This is a genomic window from Humitalea sp. 24SJ18S-53 (genome assembly GCF_050632385.1).
Lineage (GTDB): Bacteria > Pseudomonadota > Alphaproteobacteria > Acetobacterales > Acetobacteraceae > Humitalea.
Window position 1 is genome coordinate 1944286 of record NZ_CP192599.1, and the last position, 18821, is coordinate 1963106.

The 18821-nt window shown below is 66.9% G+C and carries 15 protein-coding genes and 1 pseudogene; 7 read left to right on the forward strand and 9 right to left on the reverse strand.

The window, feature by feature from the left end; translation table 11 throughout:
* Window positions 1-13 precede the first annotated feature (13 nt).
* Entirely contained in the window at window positions 14-325 is a 312-nt protein-coding gene (locus tag ACQW02_RS09375; protein WP_431285005.1) for a hypothetical protein, read from the reverse strand.
* A gap of 207 nt (window positions 326-532) precedes the next feature.
* Between ACQW02_RS09375 and ACQW02_RS09380 the strand changes: the two genes are divergently transcribed.
* Both ACQW02_RS09380 and ACQW02_RS09385 read left to right on the forward strand, forming a co-directional pair.
* A complete protein-coding gene (locus tag ACQW02_RS09380) occupies window positions 533-1534 on the forward strand; it encodes a DNA methyltransferase (RefSeq protein WP_431285006.1) in 1002 nt (333 codons plus the stop codon).
* Window positions 1535-2413: 879 nt separating this feature from the next.
* Window positions 2414-4750 carry an autotransporter domain-containing protein gene (locus ACQW02_RS09385; RefSeq protein ID WP_431285007.1) on the forward strand — a complete coding sequence of 779 codons (2337 nt, stop codon included), beginning with the start codon at window positions 2414-2416 and terminating at the stop codon, window positions 4748-4750.
* 213 nt (window positions 4751-4963) lie between these two features.
* Here ACQW02_RS09385 and ACQW02_RS09390 read toward each other — a convergent pair whose 3' ends face one another.
* Complete coding sequence (locus ACQW02_RS09390) at window positions 4964-5542, reverse strand: cation:proton antiporter (RefSeq protein WP_431285008.1); 579 nt, start codon at window positions 5540-5542, stop codon at window positions 4964-4966.
* A 189-nt stretch (window positions 5543-5731) separates the two neighbouring features.
* Between ACQW02_RS09390 and ACQW02_RS09395 the strand changes: the two genes are divergently transcribed.
* The 4 genes from ACQW02_RS09395 to ACQW02_RS09410 all read left to right on the forward strand — a co-directional run bounded on the left by ACQW02_RS09395 (window position 5732) and on the right by ACQW02_RS09410 (window position 12321).
* The gene (locus ACQW02_RS09395; RefSeq protein WP_431285009.1) at window positions 5732-6637 is read left to right on the forward strand and encodes a LysR family transcriptional regulator; all 906 of its coding nucleotides are present in this window, start codon (window positions 5732-5734) and stop codon (window positions 6635-6637) included.
* 79 nt (window positions 6638-6716) lie between these two features.
* Entirely contained in the window at window positions 6717-7577 is an 861-nt protein-coding gene (locus tag ACQW02_RS09400; RefSeq protein ID WP_431285010.1) for a TauD/TfdA dioxygenase family protein, read from the forward strand.
* Window positions 7574-9190 carry a GMC family oxidoreductase gene (locus ACQW02_RS09405; protein ID WP_431285011.1) on the forward strand — a complete coding sequence of 539 codons (1617 nt, stop codon included), beginning with the start codon at window positions 7574-7576 and terminating at the stop codon, window positions 9188-9190. The genes ACQW02_RS09400 and ACQW02_RS09405 overlap by 4 nt, the downstream gene beginning before the upstream one ends.
* Before the next feature lie 584 nt (window positions 9191-9774).
* On the forward strand, window positions 9775-12321 hold the full coding sequence (locus ACQW02_RS09410; RefSeq protein ID WP_431285012.1) for an SIR2 family protein: 2547 nt from the start codon (window positions 9775-9777) through the stop codon (window positions 12319-12321).
* A 291-nt stretch (window positions 12322-12612) separates the two neighbouring features.
* Here the strand turns inward: ACQW02_RS09410 and tnpC (ACQW02_RS09415) are convergent.
* The 5 genes and pseudogenes from tnpC (ACQW02_RS09415) to tnpA form a co-directional block, all read right to left on the reverse strand.
* Window positions 12613-14181: pseudogene (gene tnpC, locus ACQW02_RS09415) on the reverse strand (IS66 family transposase); the annotation flags it as partial.
* 60 nt (window positions 14182-14241) lie between these two features.
* Window positions 14242-14523: an IS66 family insertion sequence element accessory protein TnpB gene (tnpB, locus tag ACQW02_RS09420; RefSeq protein WP_431285013.1), complete on the reverse strand. Its 282-nt coding sequence runs from the start codon at window positions 14521-14523 to the stop codon at window positions 14242-14244.
* A gap of 58 nt (window positions 14524-14581) precedes the next feature.
* A complete protein-coding gene (gene tnpC, locus ACQW02_RS09425) occupies window positions 14582-16156 on the reverse strand; it encodes an IS66 family transposase (protein ID WP_431285014.1) in 1575 nt (524 codons plus the stop codon).
* 60 nt (window positions 16157-16216) lie between these two features.
* Window positions 16217-16564, reverse strand: coding sequence for an IS66 family insertion sequence element accessory protein TnpB (tnpB, locus tag ACQW02_RS09430; protein ID WP_431285015.1), 348 nt, complete (start codon window positions 16562-16564; stop codon window positions 16217-16219).
* On the reverse strand, window positions 16561-16935 hold the full coding sequence (gene tnpA, locus ACQW02_RS09435) for an IS66-like element accessory protein TnpA (protein WP_431281664.1): 375 nt from the start codon (window positions 16933-16935) through the stop codon (window positions 16561-16563). Before tnpA ends, tnpB (ACQW02_RS09430) begins: the two co-directional genes overlap by 4 nt.
* 96 nt (window positions 16936-17031) lie before the next feature.
* Here tnpA and terL point away from each other — a divergent pair, with 96 nt between their 5' ends.
* Window positions 17032-17301: a phage terminase large subunit gene (gene terL, locus ACQW02_RS09440; RefSeq protein ID WP_431285016.1), complete on the forward strand. Its 270-nt coding sequence runs from the start codon at window positions 17032-17034 to the stop codon at window positions 17299-17301.
* A gap of 437 nt (window positions 17302-17738) precedes the next feature.
* Here the strand turns inward: terL and soxA are convergent, their stop codons facing one another.
* Both soxA and soxZ read right to left on the reverse strand, forming a co-directional pair.
* Window positions 17739-18503: a sulfur oxidation c-type cytochrome SoxA gene (gene soxA / locus ACQW02_RS09445; RefSeq protein ID WP_431285017.1), complete on the reverse strand. Its 765-nt coding sequence runs from the start codon at window positions 18501-18503 to the stop codon at window positions 17739-17741.
* Window positions 18500-18820 carry a thiosulfate oxidation carrier complex protein SoxZ gene (gene soxZ / locus ACQW02_RS09450; RefSeq protein WP_431285018.1) on the reverse strand — a complete coding sequence of 107 codons (321 nt, stop codon included), beginning with the start codon at window positions 18818-18820 and terminating at the stop codon, window positions 18500-18502. Before soxZ ends, soxA begins: the two co-directional genes overlap by 4 nt.
* Window position 18821: the final 1 nt, after the last annotated feature.

Here is an 18821-nt window from a genome sequence, read left to right on the forward strand (position 1 = left end):
CGCCCCAGCGACCCTAGGCCAAGCTGGGCACCAGAGACTTGCGCTGTGCCGCCCAGCATGTCGGAAAAGGCTCCAACAGCATCGGCAGGCTGCACCCGTCCAACGCCCGTCCATCCAGGATCGATTCCACGATATCAGGCGCCAGCAGCGTCAGCCGCAGCAGCGACCCGAGATAGCCCCTCTCGATCTTCTCCGCCTCTGCCATCTCGCTGATGGAGGCGTAGCGCCCTTCGTCGAGCAGGCGCTGGTACCGGAACGCCCGTGCCAGTGCCTTCACCAGCGCCGGATCGGCGCGCGTCGTGACCGGCGCTACGCCATCGGCCACCCGAGACCGTGTCGCTGGTAACCTGGCCGGCGTCCTCGGCCCCCTGGGCGGGTGTGTGCCGGCGGAGGCAGCCGGGGCCAGCGTGTTCCTGACCCTGGAGGACGACAGGGCCGAGGTGCATCGTCGCACCTCAGCCCCACCCAGCGCCGGGCCTATGTCCTGGCCGACAACAAGCTCGCGCTGAACGCCGGCTGGGACGACGGTCTGTTGCGGATCGAGCTGGCCGATCTGCAGGCCGATGGCTTTGACCTCGGCCTGACCGGCTTTGACCTCGACGAAATTGGCACGCTCCTGGCCGATCCCAGCGACGGGCTGACCGACCCCGACGAGATCCCCGAGGTTCCGGCCCAGCCTGTGGCCCGCCTGGGCGATGTCTGGCGCCTGGGGCGCCACCGTCTGGCCTGCGGCGACAGCACCGACCCGGAGGTGGTGGCCGCCGTCCTGGCCGGCGTCCGACCGCAGCTTATGGTCACCGACCCGCCCTATGGCGTGAACTACGACCCCGCCTGGCGCAACGCCGCCCTCACCGGCAGCCAGACCCAGCGCACGGGTAAGGTCTTGAATGACCACAGGGCCGATTGGCGGGAGGCCTGGGCGCTGTTCCCGGGCGACGTCGCCTATGTCTGGCACGGCGCCCTGCACGCCACCACCGTGGCCGAGAGCCTGACTGCCTGCGGCTTTGACATCCGGGCCCAGATCATCTGGGCCAAGGACCGGCTGGTGCTCGGGCGCGGGCACTACCACTGGCAACACGAACCCGCCTGGTATGCCGTCCGCAGCGGCGGGACCGGCCATTGGTCGGGCGATCGCAAGCAAACCAGCCTGTGGTCGATCCCCTCGCGCGACCAGGATGCCGCGACCAGCCATGGCACCCAAAAGCCGGTGGAGTGCATGCGCCGGCCGATCGAGAACAATTCCTCCCCCGGCCAGGCGGTCTACGAGCCCTTCTCGGGCTCGGGCACCACCCTGATCGCCGCCGAGATGAACCGGAACCTCGGCGAAGTCCACGATCTCATGGTGGACACAGCCGGTGGCGCGACAATTGCTGTGCTTTCCGTCGGCGGGTTTTTAGGCATGGGGGAGCGATACATCGCGATCCCGCTGAGTGGTCTGCGTTGGAATGCCGATCGGGAACGCTGGATGCTTCCAGGTGCCACAGTCGACAACCTGAAGGCGCGTCCCGCCTTCACTTATCCCGAGCGACGGTAGGCACGTTTTCATGTCGGCCGGGGTCTGTCCCTGGTTGGACTGTCTAGTGAGTGGCCCGGGCCCACAGGGTGCCGGGCCAGCAGTGCAGATGCAGTACGTGGCTGGGATGGCGGCGCAGTGGATGAAGCTCCTGCGGTTGTAGGAGCTGATTGCACCGGGCCTCAGTGCGGCATGCCCGAACACACTTGTTTGGCAAACGCAACCGATCTGCTGCTCCTTTTGAGCAGGCTGGCGGCGGTTTGGTGGGCTTTGAGGTGCGTGCTGTCAATTATCAGCCGATCCGGGTCACCAGCTCGGCCTGTCAATCCTCGAAAATGCGGTCGAAAACGCCCAGTCGGCTCCGCCGAATGAAGCGGTCGTCGAGGCTGTTGTGCAGGCTGTAGGTGGATGGCGCGTCGCACCATCTCAGAGTCAATGCGGGATCAAGGACTGGCGCCGCGTCGCCATGCGCTACGACCGTTGCGCACACACCTTCTTGCGCCATGACTCTCGCCGCCACCGTCATCTTTTGGCTCGATCGCCCAGATCAACCAAACTAACGTCCATAACCTCTCAAATCATGGCCACCCGGTGATTCAGAAAATCCCAAAATGAGCCGTTGTCGTGTTAGCCCCTCCTACCGGCCAAGTCAGCCCACGAGTAGGCGATCGGATAAGGTGCAATAATATCACACAAAAAATATACGTAAAACATCCATCGTTTTTTTTCCTAATCTTCGAAGTCCAGATTGAGCTCGAATACAAATGCGACTACCTATTTGCAAACTGAAAACCACCGCAAAAGCAACAAGGCCACTACGGATGGTTTTCTGTCTATTTTTCTGAAAATAGGACGGCAAATGCTTTTTTATTACTCTTTTTTTGTTGGGGATACGGATTCATGAGACGCATCAGCTTCCTGCCGGCGCTGATCGGCGCGATCGGCACCTTTGCACCCGATGCCTTCGCGCAACGACAGACCGCGGTCGGTCCGGGCGTGACCCCGCTGAATGCGACCGGCATCCTGGGTGGCGTGGACATGTCGGCCTCTGGCACGACGGGCGCCCTGGCGGTTGGCGTCGTCGGCGGGCCGCGCACCGACATCTACACCCTGAACACCGCGCTGACCCCGGGCCTGGTCGCCATCGGCACCGCGGCGTCCAGCCAGGGCAATGTCGTCTTCAACAGCAGTTCGACGGTCAATGGCGCCATCGGGCAGACCCAGCCGGGCGGCCCCTTCCTCTTGGGCATCGCCGCCGGCAATGACGGCACCACGACGAATTTCCGCGGCAATGTCTTCGCCACGACGCTGAACGTGGTCGGCACCGGCACGGTGAACTTCGACAGCGGGGCGACCAACATCACCGCCACCAACTTCGCCGGCGATGGCATCATCGGGCTGGGGCTGAATTCGACGCTGATCGGCGCCCTGACCACCACGGCGGGCGCCCAGACCGGCACCCTGTCGATGGCCGGCGGCAGCGTGCTGGATGGCGCGGTCGGTGGCGCCGTCGGGCTGCGATCGATCAATGTCGTCGGCGGCAGCAACCTGGCCGGCGTGACCGCGACGATCAGCGGGGCGGCGAACGCCTATGCCTTCTCGCTCGGCACCAACACGCTGAACGTGGGCGGCGCGCTGACCATCGCCAATGGCGGGCCGGGCGGCGTCATCAACACGACGCTGGCGGGGCCTACAGTATTCGGCAACATCCGCCCGGTCGGCAGCACCAACCTCGGCTCCACCTTGCTGATCAATGTGACCGTGCCCTCGACCGCGCTGATCCCGGTCGGCACGCAGTTCAACATCGTGCAGACGCGCGCCGGCACGGTGCAGAGCGGCACCGACGGCAGCGTCGTCCAGGTCGCGGTGCGCAACCCGACCAACCCACTCTACACTTTCTCAGCCGTGCCCCTGGCCGGGACGAATGCCGGGCTGGTGACGATCCGCACCACCGGCATCCCGCTGTTGGTCCCGATCACGCCCCCGGTCGTACCGCCGGTCGTGGTGCCGGGCGAGCCAGCCGATGTGACGCCCGTAGCGCCCATCGTTGTCCCCGTCACGCCGCTCCTGCCGGTCGCGCAGGCGATCGTGCCGGTGCTGGTGCCCTTCGTGACCACCGTCACGCCCTCGGCCGACCTGACCACGGTCCTGGCCGCGGTCAACGACCTGTCCGACGCGGGGGCGGTGGTCAATGCGGTGGCCAGTTTCTCACCGGCCGGAACCGATCTGGTGGCGCCGCTGGTGACCTATGAACGCACCAGGCAGTTCCAGGCGCTGTGGTTGCCGCGGCTGGATACCTTCCTGTGCGGCTTTGCCAACCAGCCCGGCGCCGACCAGCCGGGTGAACGCCGCGATGAGCGTGACAGCGCGGCCTGTACCGACAACAACCAACGCAGCGGCGCCTGGATGAACGGCTTCGGCTATGCCGGCAGCCAGAATACCGAGGGCTCCGTCACGGGTTACAAGGACCAGATCATCGGCACGATGATCGGTTACGACATGGCGCTTGGGCCGAACACCCGCGCGGGCGTCAGCATCGGCCGCGCGCGCAGCACGATCGACGGCAACGCGTTCGACTCCCGCACGGTCTTCGACTCCTATGTCGCGACCGCCTATGTCGGTCACGAACGCGGGGCCTGGTTCGTGAATGGCGCGCTGTCGGTCGGCTGGAACGACTATACCAGCTCTCGCCAGATGTCGTTTCCGGGTGTCTACCGCGCGGCACAGGGCAGCTACGGCGGCCAGGACTACACGGCCTATGGCACCACCGGGTACAACTTCGTGGCCAATGGCGTTCGGCTGACGCCGCTTGCGTCGCTGCAATACACCCGGGTGGACATCGACGCCTACAATGAGACAGGCGCCGGCGACCTCAACCTGAATGTGCAATCGCGCAGCTACGACTTCCTGGAATCCGGCCTTGGCGGGCGGGCCGCCTATCCCTTCGTGCGCAGCGGGATCACCTTCGTGCCCGAACTGCATGCGCGGTGGCTGCACCAGTTCTCCAACCCGACGATGACGCAGACGGCCTCCTTCGGCGCGGTCGGGTCGTCGTCCTTCGTGGTCCCGGGGCAACGGACGTCGGACAATACGTTCAACGTCGGCGCGGGCCTTACCCTGCTGTCGTGCAACTGCACGACGCGGGCCTGGTCGCTGGAGGCGGTCTACGACTACTTCCGCCGTGACGACGGGTATGAGGCCAACCAGGGCATGCTGCGCTTCGCCAGCCGATTCTGAAGCCTGAGCGCCGGGCGCGATTACCCGCCCGGCCTCTGCTCCGCCAAAGGATCCAACCTTTGCCAGGCATGGATGAGGATCGTGCGCTGCGTATCGGACAGCGTCATCGTCAGCCTCCTGGTGTTGCACCTGTTCATGCGGGTGCTTCGCACCCGGGGGGCCAGCCGGGGAGTCACCGGTCAGTGCCTTTACGACACACTGAGGGTCACACATTCAGGTCCGCGATCTCGGCCGAACGCGCCTCGACATGGCCGAGTGTGCCCTCGTCGGCCCAGGTCTCCCCTGCAGCGCGTCCACCACCACGAGGACCGGCAGCGTGGCGAGGTCCTGGAACAGCAGGATTCCGAGCGCGATTCGGCCGTGCCGGCTATTCAGTTCACCCTGGTCAGAGAGCTGCTTGGCGGCGATGGCGGTCGAGGACATCGCGGCCGCGGCGCCGAGTACGAGGGCTGCGACCCAGCCGGCGCCCGCAAGCCAGGCCACCGTCGCGGCAAGCGCGGTGGTCGCGACGACCTGGAGGCCTCCCAGGCCGAACACCACGGAGCGCGCCGCGATCATGCGCGGCAGCGAGAACTCCAGCCCGACGATGAACATCAGCAGGGCAACACCCAGCTCGCCGAGAAAGCGGATGCCCTCGGTGGCGCCGAGGAGGTTGAAGCCATGCGGACCGACCAGGAGACCCGCTGCCAGGTAGCCGATGATCGGCGAGAAGCTCAGCCGCACGAGCGCGGCGACGGCCACGAACGAGGCGGCGGCGATGACGAGCATCTCGAGGATAAGGTGGTCGGCCATGGCAGGCTGCCCCCGGGTTCACCGCGCAAGGTGCACCTTATCAGATGTTCCAGGCGCTGCTTTCGGGACTGCGTAACGTCAGCTCCGGCGCCTCCGGGGCGTCACGATGGCCAGGCTGCCGGCATGTCCCGGGCGCGTCCCCGTTCAACCTTGCTTCCAGGGCAGGCTTGGTCGCCGTAGCTTTGCACGATGGACCGACTGACCGCGCTCCGGCTTTTCCTGCGCACGCTCGATCGGGGCGGCATCGCCGCGGCGGGGCGCTCGCTCGGGCTGTCGGCAACGGCTGCATCGCGGGCGCTGCGCGAGTTGGAGGACGACCTCGCGCTGCGGCTGTTCGACCGCACAACGCGCCATGTCGCGCCGACCGAGGCGGGGCGCCGCCTGGCGGCCCGCATCATGCCCCTGCTCGAGAGCCTCGACGCCGCCCTGGTCGAGGCGAGCGAGATGCACAAGGAAGCAACCGGCACGTTGCGCATCGTCGCCAGGCGCTCCTACGCGCTTCGTCATGTGGTGCCGCATCTCGCCGGCTTCCGCGCCGCGCACCCGCGGGTGGAGATCGACCTGGAGCTGACCGAGCAGACCGGGTTGGTGCCCGCGCATGGGGTGGACCTGGTGATCCGCCTCGGCCTGCCGGTGGGGAAATCGTTCACTGGGCACCGGCTGGCATCGGGCCGGCGCATCCTGTGTGCCAGCCCAGGCTACATCGCACGCCACGGTGCTCCGGCCTCGCCCGACGCCGTACTGCAGCACCCATGCCTGACCTATCGCGAGGCCGACGAGGCGCCGATCTGGGTCTTCACCACCGGCGACGGCACGCGGCAGGATGTCGCGGTGTCCGGTCCGTTCCGCTCCAACAGTGGGGAGGCGCTGCGCCAGGCCGCGCTGGACGGCATGGGCCTGGTGCTGCTGCCCGAATGGATGCTCGGCGAGGACGTCGCCACCGGTCGCCTGACGCCGCTGCTGCCCAGCCTGCCGGCCTGGCCCGGCCGCTACCAGGCCGAGATCCACGCCGTGCACCTCCGCGCCGATCGCCTGCCGGCCAAGATCGGTGCCTTCGTCGCGCATCTGCTTGCCGTCGCGGACCCTGCCGCCTGACGGCAGAGTGTTTTGCGAAGATGCCGGCTGGCGCCGCAACACGATGCGCCGCCAAGGTGGGGCAGGAGGAAACGCCCCCATGATCGAGACAACCCCGCTCACCCCCGTTCTCGGCGCCCGCATCACGGGCCTCGACATCGCCCGCGGCGTGGACGCGACGATGATGGCCGCGCTGCGCGATACGCTCGACCGCTTCTCGGTGCTGGTCTTCCCCGACCAGCGCATCGACGACGCGGCGCAGATCGCCTTCAGCGAAGGCTTCGGGCCGCTGGAACGCACCCGCGCCGGCGCGCCAGGGGCGGGCAGCCCGGTGATCATCCTGTCCAACGTCGGCCCGGCCGGCGAGATCGCGCCGCCAACCGACAAGCAGGTGCTGAACAACAAGGCCAACCGCGTCTGGCATCATGATTCGTCGTTCAAGCCGGTGCCGGCCCGCGCCTCGCTGCTATCGGCGCGGGAAATCCCCTCGGCCGGCGGCGACACCGAATTCGCCTCGATGCGGGCCGCCTTCGCTGCGCTCGATCCGGCCGAGCAGGCGGCGCTGCGGGGGCGCGTCGCCACCCATGATTTCGGCTGGTCCCGCGCGCGGGTCGATGCGGCGTTGGTGAGCGAGGCCGAGCGCAACCAGCACCCGCCGGTGCGCCAGGCGCTCGTGCTGGAGGAGAATCCGCACGGCCCGGCGCTGTATCTCGGCGCCCATGCGCGCAGCATCGAGGGCATGGACGAGGCGCAGTCCCGCCTGCTCATCGACCGGCTCATGGCGCTGGCGACGCAGCCCGCCTTCACCTACGCGCATCGCTGGCGGCCGCATGACCTGGTGATGTGGGACAATCGCGCCGTGCTGCATCGCGCGACGCCCTTCGCGACGACGACGGAACGCCGCCACATGGTGCGCACCTGCGTCGCCGGCGCCGCGCCGACGCTCGCCGCCGCCGCGTGAACGCCGAGCGCTTCGAGGGCGATTGGGACCACATTATCGTCGGCGCGGGCAGCGCCGGCTGCGTGCTCGCCAACCGCCTCTCCGCCGATCCGCGCCGCCGCGTGCTGCTGCTGGAAGCCGGCGGGGAGGCGCTTCACCCCTACCTCCAGGTCCCGGCCGGCTTCCTCAAGACCTTCCGCGATCCGCGCTTCAACTGGAACTTCACCACCGAACCCGGCCCCGGCGTGGACGACAGGGTGATGCACACGCCGCGCGGGCGGGTGCTCGGCGGCTCGTCGGCGATCAACGGGCATCTGTGGGTGCGCGGATCGGCGCGGGATTTCGACGACTGGGCGCAGTCCGGCTGCCGCGGCTGGTCGCATGAGGAGGTGCTGCCGCATTTCCGCGCCCTTGAGGACTACCGCGACGACGTGCATCGCGGCGCCGGCGGGCCGCAGCATGTCTCGGACATCCCGGCGCTGCATCCGATCGTCGCCGCCTTCCTCGATGGCGGGGCGGAGTGCGGGTTGGCGCGCAACGCGGATTACAATGGCGCGGCGCAGGAGGGCGTCTTCACCTACCAACGCAGCATCCGCCGCGGCAGCCGCTTCAGCGCGGCGAGCGCCTTTCTGGCGCCGGCGCGTCGCCGTGCCAATCTGCGCATCGTCACCGGCGCGATGGTGCTGCGCATCGAGACAGCGTCGGGGCGCGCCACCGGCATCACCTTCGCCCGCGACGGCCGTACGCTGACGGCACACGCGCGGGGCGAGATCGTGCTTGCCGGTGGCGCGATCGGGACACCGCATCTGCTGCAAGTCTCGGGCCTTGGGCCAGCGGTGCTGTCGCGGGCGCTCGGCCTGCCGGTCATCGCCGACAATCCCGGCGTCGGCGAGAATTTGCAGGACCATTACGCCACGCGCGTGGTGCATCGCGTCACCCGCCCGGTCACGCTGAACGAACAGGCGCGCCCGCCGCGCCTGTGGTGGGAGATGGCGCGCTGGCTGCTGACGCGGCGCGGCCTGCTGGCCTACAGCCCGGCCCATGCCGGAGCCTTCGCGCGATCGCGCGACACGCTCGACGAGCCGGATCTGCAATTCGTCTTCACCCCGGCGTCCTATTCCGAGGAAGGCGTGACGGGTCAATTGCAGGACGTTCCGGGGATGACCATCGGCGTCTGGCAATGCCGGCCGGAAAGCCGTGGTTCCGTGCGCGCCACCAGCGCCGATCCGCGCCAGCCGCCCGCCATCCAGCCGAACTACCTGACGGCCGCCGAGGACCGCGAGGCCGCCATCACCGGCCTGCGCGTCGCGCGGCGTCTGCTGGGCACGCGCGCCCTCGCGCCCTGGTCGGCGGCGGAGACCGCGCCCGGTGCACCGCATCAGGACGACGATGCGCTGCTCGCCTATGCGCGGGCGAAGGGGGCGACCGTCTATCACCTGTGCGGCAGTTGCCGGATGGGAGCCGAAGGGGCCCCGGTGACGCCGGAGCTGCGGTTGCGCGGCATCGACGCACTGCGCGTGGCGGATGCCTCGGTCATGCCGCGGATCGTCTCGGCCAATACGAATGCGACGACGATGATGATCGCAGCGAAGGCTGCGGCGATGATGCTTGGTCAGTCCGCCACGAAGCCGTAGGTCAGGTAGACGCCGCAGGTGCTGCGCAAGCGGGCCTGGGTGTGCGGCCTGGCCGTGCTCTGCTTGATCAGGGCGTCCGAATCCCGCTGGCCGGGTCGGGCAAAGCCATCACCAGAGCAACGCCCAGAGAATTTTGGATCCCGGTTCCTACCGCTGCTCCAGTCGGCCTCTGTCCAACCATTCTCCGTCCCGATGACCGGCGCTATCAGGCGCAGGTTTCCTGCGGTTTTCCGCGTGGATCTTGATAGTCCGACAGCGGAATGAGTCCGGAATTCTCTCTCCGAAAGGCGCAACCTCTCCGGAGCTTGGGGGGAGAGCGATCTTACTCTCAAGCTTAGGACATTGAAATCACAGTTTATTTTTCGGCCCCTGCTACCGAAATTCGGTTATGCGATTGCCTCAGCAATCTTCAATTTCGGCGAATCGTTGATTGATCACCAAGGTTCTCTGCGGCGCCGAAGTGCCGCCTCCCGCCTGAAAGGCGGTTCTGAGAAGGGGGAGGCGAGCGCTCAACAACACACACGGAATTCGTGTCGTTGCCGGATGGTGTGACCCGTGCGACTCTGGATTCTGGCCGGGCGAGCATGAAGCCACTGGTGCCCCCGAGCCTCCAGGCTTCGGTCCGCTGTGCCAACGTACTGAAAACCTCCCGGCCCGAGGCCTATGGGGACAAGAGCATGGAATTGGCGGAGTTCGTCCGAGACGTCAGCCCCGAGCGGACGATCCTTCTCTTCGGTGCAGGGTCCTCTTTCCCCTCCAACGCTCCCACACCGCAGGCCATCATTGACCACCTTGCGAAGCGGTTTTCCCTCCCTTCGGCAGGGTTCAACCTCGCGGAGTTCACGGAGCTGGTCGAGCAGCGATCCAAGGATCGCAGGCGGATGATCACGGACCTCCGCACCCTATTCAAAGGGCTACGTCCTACGGCTGGGCTGCTCAACCTGCCCCTCTACGACTGGAAGTCGATCTACACCACCAATTACGACGACCTCGTCGAGCAGGCCTACCATCGTAAGGGGAAGGCGCTCGGTGTCGTGAACTCAAACTTCGACTTCGGAAATGCTCCCAAGTCGGCCGGGGCACGCCTCTACAAGCTCCATGGAACGATCGAGAAGGACGTGTCGTTCGGTGATGCTGCCCGCCTGATCATCACTCAGGGAGACTACACTGTCGCCCTGGACTACCGGGAGCACCTCTTCAATTCCCTGCAATCCAATCTGTCGGAGTCCCACCTGATCATCATCGGGAGTTCGCTCTCCGACGAAGATGTGAAGCCTCTGATCACGAAGGCGATCCAGCTCAACAGCAAGGCCATGGTCGGAGGCCGGATCACCCTGCTGATGTATCAGCGGGACGAGGGACGCGCCGACCTCTACCGGGGGCAGGGCCTTAACGTTGTGTTCGGGGGCATTGACGACTTCTTCGCCCATCTCGCCAAGAAGTCTTCTGGCCCCCTTTTCGACTACCAGCCGACCGACACGGTTCTCGAGGGCCATCCGACACTCGTGGCGACGGTGCTCGACGTGAAACACCAGGTCGAGACCGGCACGGCGGACGTCAGCCGCATGTTCAACGGGTGGCCTGCCAACTATGTGGACATCGCGAAGGGGCTGACATTCGAGAGAACGCTCGCGAACACCATCGCTGCCTACGTATCGTCCGGAGAGGGCATCTGCGTCGCGCTCGTCGGGGCGAGCGGCGTGGGAAAGACCACGGCCGTCAGGCAGGCGATCGTCTCCCTCTTGAAGGGGGGATACATCTGTTGGGAGCACCAGGAGGATTTCACCCTGGATCCCGAGGAGTGGGCAGAGGTCGCGCGCAGGCTCGACAAGACGGGCCGAAAGGGCGTCCTCTTCGTCGACGAGGCACATCACCACATCCGAGAAATCAACGAACTGGTGGACAGGCTCGCGGCCTCCAACCTCTCCTCCCTGACTCTCATGCTGGCGTCCACCCGGAACCACTGGAAGCCCCGAATCAAGTCACCGAACATCTACAAGCGCGGCAAGCTCTTCGTCCTGTCCAAGGTCGGGCCCGAGGAGATCGAGCGCCTAGTGTCCCTGGTGGACAGTAACCAAGATCTGGCAAAGGTCGTCGAGACGAGCTTCTCGGGGTTCAACCGGGCCGAGAAGCGGCGCCGCCTGACCGACCGATGCGAGTCGGACATGTTCGTCTGTATGCGCAACATATTTGCGTCGGAGAGCTTCGACGACATCATCCTACGGGAGTTCGCCGACCTCGCCGAGATCCATCAGGACATCTACCGCCTTGTGGCGGCGCTCGAGAACGCTGGCATCAAGGTTCATAGGCAGCTAGTCATCCGCCTCCTTAGCATCCCGATGAACTCCATCGTGGCGGTGCTCGAAAGCATGACGGACATCATCAACGAATACACGCTCAACGAGAAGCAACAGCACATCTATGCCTGGCGGGGCAGGCATCCCGTAATCAGCTCCATCGTGGCCCAATACAAGTACAACGAGGTCGACAAGTTGGTGGCGCTCTTCGAGAAGGTGATCGACACCGCGTCGCCGACCTATGACGTCGAAGTCCGCTCCATGATCGAGCTTTGTAACATCCAAACGGGGATCCCGCGTATCCCGGACAAGGATACCCAAAACCGTCTTCTCCGGAAGATGATCTCCCTCCTCCCCGGCCAGCGTGTCCCGCGCCACCGCCTCATCCGGAATCTCACTAGCATGGGGCAGTTCGATCAGGCCCAGACGGAGATCAGGATCTTCGAGAAGGATTTCAGGACGGACGCCCCCGTCGCCAGGCTCAAGATCGAGTTGCTCATCGCCAGAGCCACGGAGACGGACGGCATCCTCCTGGAAGACAGGATGACCATTCTGGGCCAGGCGCGGGAAGCCGCGATCCGTGCCACGCAACGGCATGCGAACTCCAGCGCAGTATTCGGAGCCTACTGCAACGTCGGTCTAAACATCCTGAGGTACAGCGGTGCGCACGAGACCTTCGACGACGCCATGGCGAAGCTTAGGAAAGCGCAGGAGCGCCTTGCGGACCCTGATATCGGCCTCATCGTGAGGCGCTACGAACGGCTGGAGGCGAATGTCATGAGCATGCGCCCAGAGAGGGATGTCGAAGCCGAGCTCGTTGGCGACGTCGACTGAAGGGCTTGTCCGGTAGGCGGCTCAGCTGGCCCAACGATCGTGTGTCCACGCCGTCCCGGTTAGGACCGCGCTCATCGCGGCGGCATCGTCCTGCGGTTCGAGCGTGGTGGTCAGCAGCGCGGTGCGGACGAAACCGCCGGCGCGCCCATGGATGGTGTCCACCTGCACCGACATCCAGCCGGGGTCGGCGGTCGGGCTGGCGCGCACGATCTCGCCCGCGAGAATATCCGTGGCGGCGCGGCTATTCTCAGTAAGCATCCGCCGAGTGCCGCGGCGCGGTGAGGGTTGAGCGGCAGCGGCGTCTTTGGCCTGATCGCCCTTCCAGTTCCAGGGCAGCAATTCGACCAACCGCGAGGCCGGGTGGTCTGCAATCCTGGCCAACACGTCGGCGAGCCACGCGCGCGGATCCACGTCGTTGAGCTTGGCAGTGACGATGAGCGAGTACATCGCCGCGGCCCGTTCGCCGCCGCGATCGGAGCCCGCGAACAGCCATGATTTTCTGCCCAGGGCGATGCCACGCAGGGCGCGCTCGGCGGCGTTGTTGGTCAGGCAAATCCGGCCATCACTGAGGAACCGCGTGAATGCGTCCCAGCGCTTCAGCATGTAGTCCATCGCCTTGGCCAGATCATTGTGCCGCGACAGCCTGGCGCGGATCTGGCGCATCCAGCCTTCGAGGTCCGCGACCAGTGGCGCCACGTGCTGCAGCCGGACGGCCAGGCGCTCCTTGGCCGGTAGACCGTTGATCGCGCGCTCGGAATCAAAGATCAGATCGATCCGTCGCACCGCCTCGGCGGCCAGCGGCGCCCGGGCGACCTCGGCCAGATTGAACAGCTTGCGCCGGCCATGCGCCCAGCAGGCGGCCTCGGTGATCTGGCCAGGCGCTCGCCCCGCCACATAGAGGGCGTTGAACCCGGCATAGGCATCCGCCTGCAGGATCCCGGCGTAGTCTGCCAGGTGTCGGTTCGGGTGCTCCGCCGTGCGGTCGCGCGAATAGCGAAACATCGCCGCCGGCGGGGCCGGGCCGGCAAAAGGCCGGTCGTCGCGCACATAGGTCCAGAGCCGCGCCGTGACGGTCCTGCCCTTGGCCAGCAGCGGCACCGTGGTGTCATCGCCATGCAATCGCGACCCCGCCAGGACATGAGCGTCGATCAGCGTCACCAGGGGCGCCAGCATGGCGGTGCAGGTGCCAACCCAGTCGGCAAGGGTCGAGACGCTGAGCTCGATGCCCTCGCGGCCATAGACCTCGCTCTGGCGGTTCAGCGGCAGGTGCTGGCCGAACTTGGCCTCCATAATCATGGCCAGCAGGTTCGGCCCGGCACGACCGCGGGCGATCGGGTGGAACGGCGTCGGCGGCTGGGTGATGGCCTCGCAGGATCGGCAGGAGAACTTCTCCCGCACCGTCTGGATCACCTTCCACTGGCGCGGCACCACCTCCAGCGTCTCGGTGATGTCCTCGCCCAGCCTGGCCAGCCGGCCGCCGCAGCAGGGACAGACCGACGGGGCCGCGATCACCACCCGCTCGCGCGGCAGATGCGCCGGCAGCGGGCCCCGCACGGGCTTGCGGCCGGATGGGCTGGACCGTTGGCCGGGGGCGGTCTCGGCCTTTGTAGCCTCCTCGCTGGCGGCCGTGACCACCTCGTCGAGTTCCAGTTCCAACTGGTCGAGCAGCTTGCGGCCGCGCTCGGAGGAGGCGCCGAACCTGTCATGCCTGAGCTTGGCGATCAGCAGCTTCAGGTGGGCCACCATCGTCTCGGCGCCGCAGGCGCGCGCCTCGGCCTCGCGCCGGGCCAATTGCTCTGCCGCCAGCGCTGCGCGCAGGGCTTCGAGATCGTCGGGCTGGCTGTCCGGCGGCGGCGTCATGCCGATGATGGAATCACAGACTGCGTGCGGCAGGTAGGCGGAATTCGTCGCGGCGTTGATCTATCCTGCGGCCTCCGGCCGCCATGTCCGTTGCGGATTTCGCCAGTCGATCCCGTCGAGCATATAGGCCAGCTGCGCGCCCGAGATCGCGACCGATCCGTCCGCCGTCGAGGGCCAGATGAACCGCCCGCGTTCCAGGCGTTTCGCGTAGAGCGACATGCCGAGCCCGTCATGCCAGACGATTTTCACCAGGTCGCCGCGGCGTCCGCGAAACACGTAGAGATCACCGGCATGGGGATCGCGCCCAAGGGCCTGCTGCACCTGTAGCGCCAGGCCGTTCATGCCTCGGCGCATGTCGGTATGGCGTAAGCATCCGCCGAAGGCCGCGGCGCGGTGAGGATCAGGCGGCAGCGGCGTCTTTGGCTTGGTCGCCCTTCCAGTTCCAGGGCAGCAATTCGTCCAGGCGGGAGGCCGGGTGGTCGGCGATCCGGGCGAGCACGTCGGCCAGCCAGGCCCGCGGATCCACATCGTTGAGCTTGGCGGTGACGATGAGCGAGTAGATCGCCGCGGCGCGCTCCCCGCCGCGATCCGAGCCCGCGAACAGCCATGATTTTCTGCCCAGGGCGATGCCACGCAAGGCGCGCTCGGCGGCGTTGTTGGTCAGGCAAATCTGGCCATCACTGAGGAACCGCGTGAATGCGTCCCAGCGCTTCAGCATGTAGTCCATCGCCTTGGCCAGATCATTGTGCCGCGACAGCCTGGCGCGGATCTGGCGCATCCAGCCTTCGAGGTCCGCGACCAGTGGCGCCACGTGCTGCAGCCGGACGGCCAGGCGCTCCTTGGCCGGTAGACCGTTGATCGCGCGCTCGGAATCAAAGATCAGATCGATCCGTCGCACCGCCTCGGCGGCCAGCGGCGCCCGGGCGACCTCGGCCAGATTGAACAGCTTGCGCCGGCCATGCGCCCAGCAGGCGGCCTCGGTGATCTGGCCAGGCGCTCGCCCCGCCACATAGAGGGCGTTGAACCCGGCATAGGCATCCGCCTGCAGGATCCCGGCGTAGTCTGCCAGGTGTCGGTTCGGGTGCTCCGCCGTGCGGTCGCGCGAATAGCGAAACATCGCCGCCGGCGGGGCCGGGCCGGCAAAAGGCCGGTCGTCGCGCACATAGGTCCAGAGCCGCGCCGTGACGGTCCTGCCCTTGGCCAGCAGCGGCACCGTGGTGTCATCGCCATGCAATCGCCCGGCCGCCAGCACGTGGGCGTCGATCAGCGTCACCAGGGGCGCCAGCATGGCGGTGCAGGTGCCAACCCAGTCGGCAAGGGTCGAGACGCTGAGCTCGATGCCCTCGCGGCCATAGACCTCGCTCTGGCGGTTCAGCGGCAGGTGCTGGCCGAATTTCGCCTCCATAATCATGGCCAGCAGGTTCGGCCCGGCACGGCCGCGGGCGATCGGGTGGAACGGCGCCGGCGGCTGGGTGATGGCCTCGCAGGATCGGCAGGAGAACTTCTCCCGCACCGTCTGGATCACCTTCCACTGGCGCGGCACCACCTCCAGCGTCTCGGTGATGTCCTCGCCCAGCCTGGCCAGCCGGCCGCCGCAGCAGGGACAGACCGACGGGGCCGCGATCACCACCCGCTCGCGCGGCAGATGCGCCGGCAGCGGGCCCCGCACGGGCTTGCGGCCGGATGGGCTGGACCGTTGGCCGGGGGCGGTCTCGGCCTTTGTAGCCTCCTCGCTGGCGGCCGTGACCACCTCGTCGAGTTCCAGTTCCAACTGGTCGAGCAGCTTGCGGCCGCGCTCGGAGGAGGCGCCGAACCTGTCATGCCTGAGCTTGGCGATCAGCAGCTTCAGGTGGGCCACCATCGTCTCGGCCCCGCAGGCACGTGCCTCGGCCTCGCGCCGCGCCAGTTGCTCTGCCGCCAGCGCTGCGCGCAGGGCGTCGACATCATCGGGCAGTCTGTCCGGCGGCGGCGTCATGCCGATGATGGAATCACAGACCGCGTGCGGCAGGTAGTCGAAATTCGTCGCGGCGCTGATCTATCCTGCGGCCTCCGGCCGCCATGTCCGTTGCGGATTTCGCCAGTCGATTCCGTCCAGCATATAGGCCAGCTGCGCGCCAGAAATCGCGACTGACCCATCCGCCGGCGAAGGCCAGATGAACCGGCCGCGTTCCAGGCGTTTCGCGTAGAGCGACATGCCGAGCCCGTCATGCCAGACGATTTTCACCAGGTCGCCGCGGCGTCCGCGAAACACGTAGAGATCACCGGCATGGGGATCGCGCCCAAGGGCCTGCTGCACCTGTAGCGCCAGGCCGTTCATGCCTCGGCGCATGTCGGTATGGCCAACTGCCAGCCAGACCCGCACGCCGGAGGGAACCGGGATCATCCGCGCAGCGCCGCCAGGATGCGACGCAGCGCTGTGGTGCTGATCCGGTCGGTCACGCGCAGCGCGGTGCCGTCGGACAGCACGATCTCGATGCGGTCGTCCGTCTCGCCGTCAGCATGCGGGCAAGCCGTCGGTGATGCCGGTTCCGCCAACTCGGGCACAACGCGCAGCGGGACGAACGCCGCGACATTTCCCGCAAGCCTGCCGCGCCGCCGCGCGTCGCGCCACTGCCACAGCAAGCCACGGCTGACATCGTTCCGACGCGCCACCTCGTTGAACATGGCACCGGGTTCGTCCAACTCGGCCAGGATCCGCAGTTTCTCCTCAGCCCGCCAGCGGCGCCGTCGCTCGACGCCCGTGATGATCTCCATCCCGAAACCCAGCCTCCGCCCTTAACGGCGCTCGAAAGAACGCCCGTAAGAGCAAAAGACAGGCTCAGCCAAATCGCGGTAGGCGGCCCTCGCCGGATGGGTACGGTAAAGCCGATCCTGTGGCGTCCGCAGTACGACAAGGAGGCACGGTTGCTGGCGCAGGCACCAAAATTCGAAGCGGGGCAGGTGCTGCTGCCGCGTGAGGCGTCGTGGCTGGCGACGTATCTGGCGGAACTGCTGGCCTTTCCGAATGGCACGCACGACGACCAGGTCGACAGCACCTCGCAGGCGCTCAACTGGCTGTCGCGGAAGATTGCCGCGGGCACGCCACGTCGTCGGCCGAACCCACCGCGACCGCCGGGATGACGGCGGCCGGCTTGCCAGGCCGAGCAACTCGCCGAGGATCTTCGATCCTACAGCGCGTGTCGTCGCCCTCGACCAGCCGGATCTCAGGGACAGGCTGGCGAGGCGCCAGTGAATGCCGATGGTCGTTTGGCATTCACTGACTGACGTCAGGTCACTTGGCGGCTTCGTTGTACATCATACGCAGCATTCCATCCGCAGCACAGTTGGCGCGGTCCGACCGTAGGTCGGCAGAGGTGCACGTCACAGGCAGAGGCCCGGATGGCAAGCTTCAGCACCATCGAGGACTGGCAAAACCCGGTGCGCCTGCAGTCAGGCCTGGGCTATCGATCCCCATGACAGACGAGGTAGTATGGAAGGCTGCCCTGATAGAGATCTAGCCCAAAAGCCCGAAAATCGTCCACCGAAGCCGAGCAACGTCAGTCACCAGCATCCCTCCCTTACGGCCGGACCGCCGGCGTCTCCAGCGGCATGCCGGCGGCGCGCGACATCAGGAACAGTTCGATCGCGATATAGCCTGCAGACCCATAGGCAAAGGGCTCCGCCCGCACGCCGGTCATGCAGCCGCGCAGGCGCCGCTGCAGCGAGCCGACAGCCTGCCATTCCAGCCGATACAACGGGTACCCGGTCGGATGCGCCTGCGGGATGACGCTGCCGGCCAGGCGCCTGCCGGCATTGTTGTCGTGGCACTGCGCGCAAGATAGGTCGAGTTGGCCACGACGTTTGGTATAGAGGGCAGCCCCCTCCATGCGCGCCGCGTCCAGCCGCGGATCGGCGGGCGGGCTGATCGGCAGTCCGCGCGATTGTTGGCCGACAAAGGCGCCGAGCGACAGCAGCCCCTGGCTTTCGCGCGCCAAGGGCGGCGCCCCCTGGCGCCGCTCCCGGCATTGCGCGATGCGACCGGCCAGGTCGATCGGCGCTCCGGTCGCCGCATCCCAGGCCGGGTATCGGGCCGCGACGCCGCGCATCGAGACAGCGGCGTCACCGTGGCACGTCGCGCACCTATTCCCTGCGGGACCGGCCGCGGCCTGCCACAATGCCTCGCCATCCAGCACCCAAAGCATGCCGGGGTTTCTGCTGTCGTCCTGCTGCATCGCCTGCGTCTCGCGTGCCATGTCGTGCAAGCCAGATCGACGCTCCTGCGCCAGCGCCGGCAGCGCCAGTAGCAGGACGATGGGCGGCAGGACGAGGGGCAGCAGCCTCATGTCACTGCGATATGCCGTGTCTCGGTCTGCGCGAAACCGTTGTCGCCCTCCCACGTCAGCAGCATCGCGCCGCTATTGGTTGCAATGGTGGTGAAGGACAGGAACGGGTTGGCCGCGATCGCCGGCGACAGCTCCGCCGAAAACACCACCGCGCCGTCGTAGGTGCAGGTGAAGCGGCGGATGATGTCGCGCGGCATCACCTCGCCATCGGCACCAGGGCGATAGCCGCTTTCCATCGGGTGCTGGATCAGGGTGCGGATGGCGATGACCTCGCCACGCTGGGCGGTGGCGGGGATGTTGATCAAGACGCGTGCCATG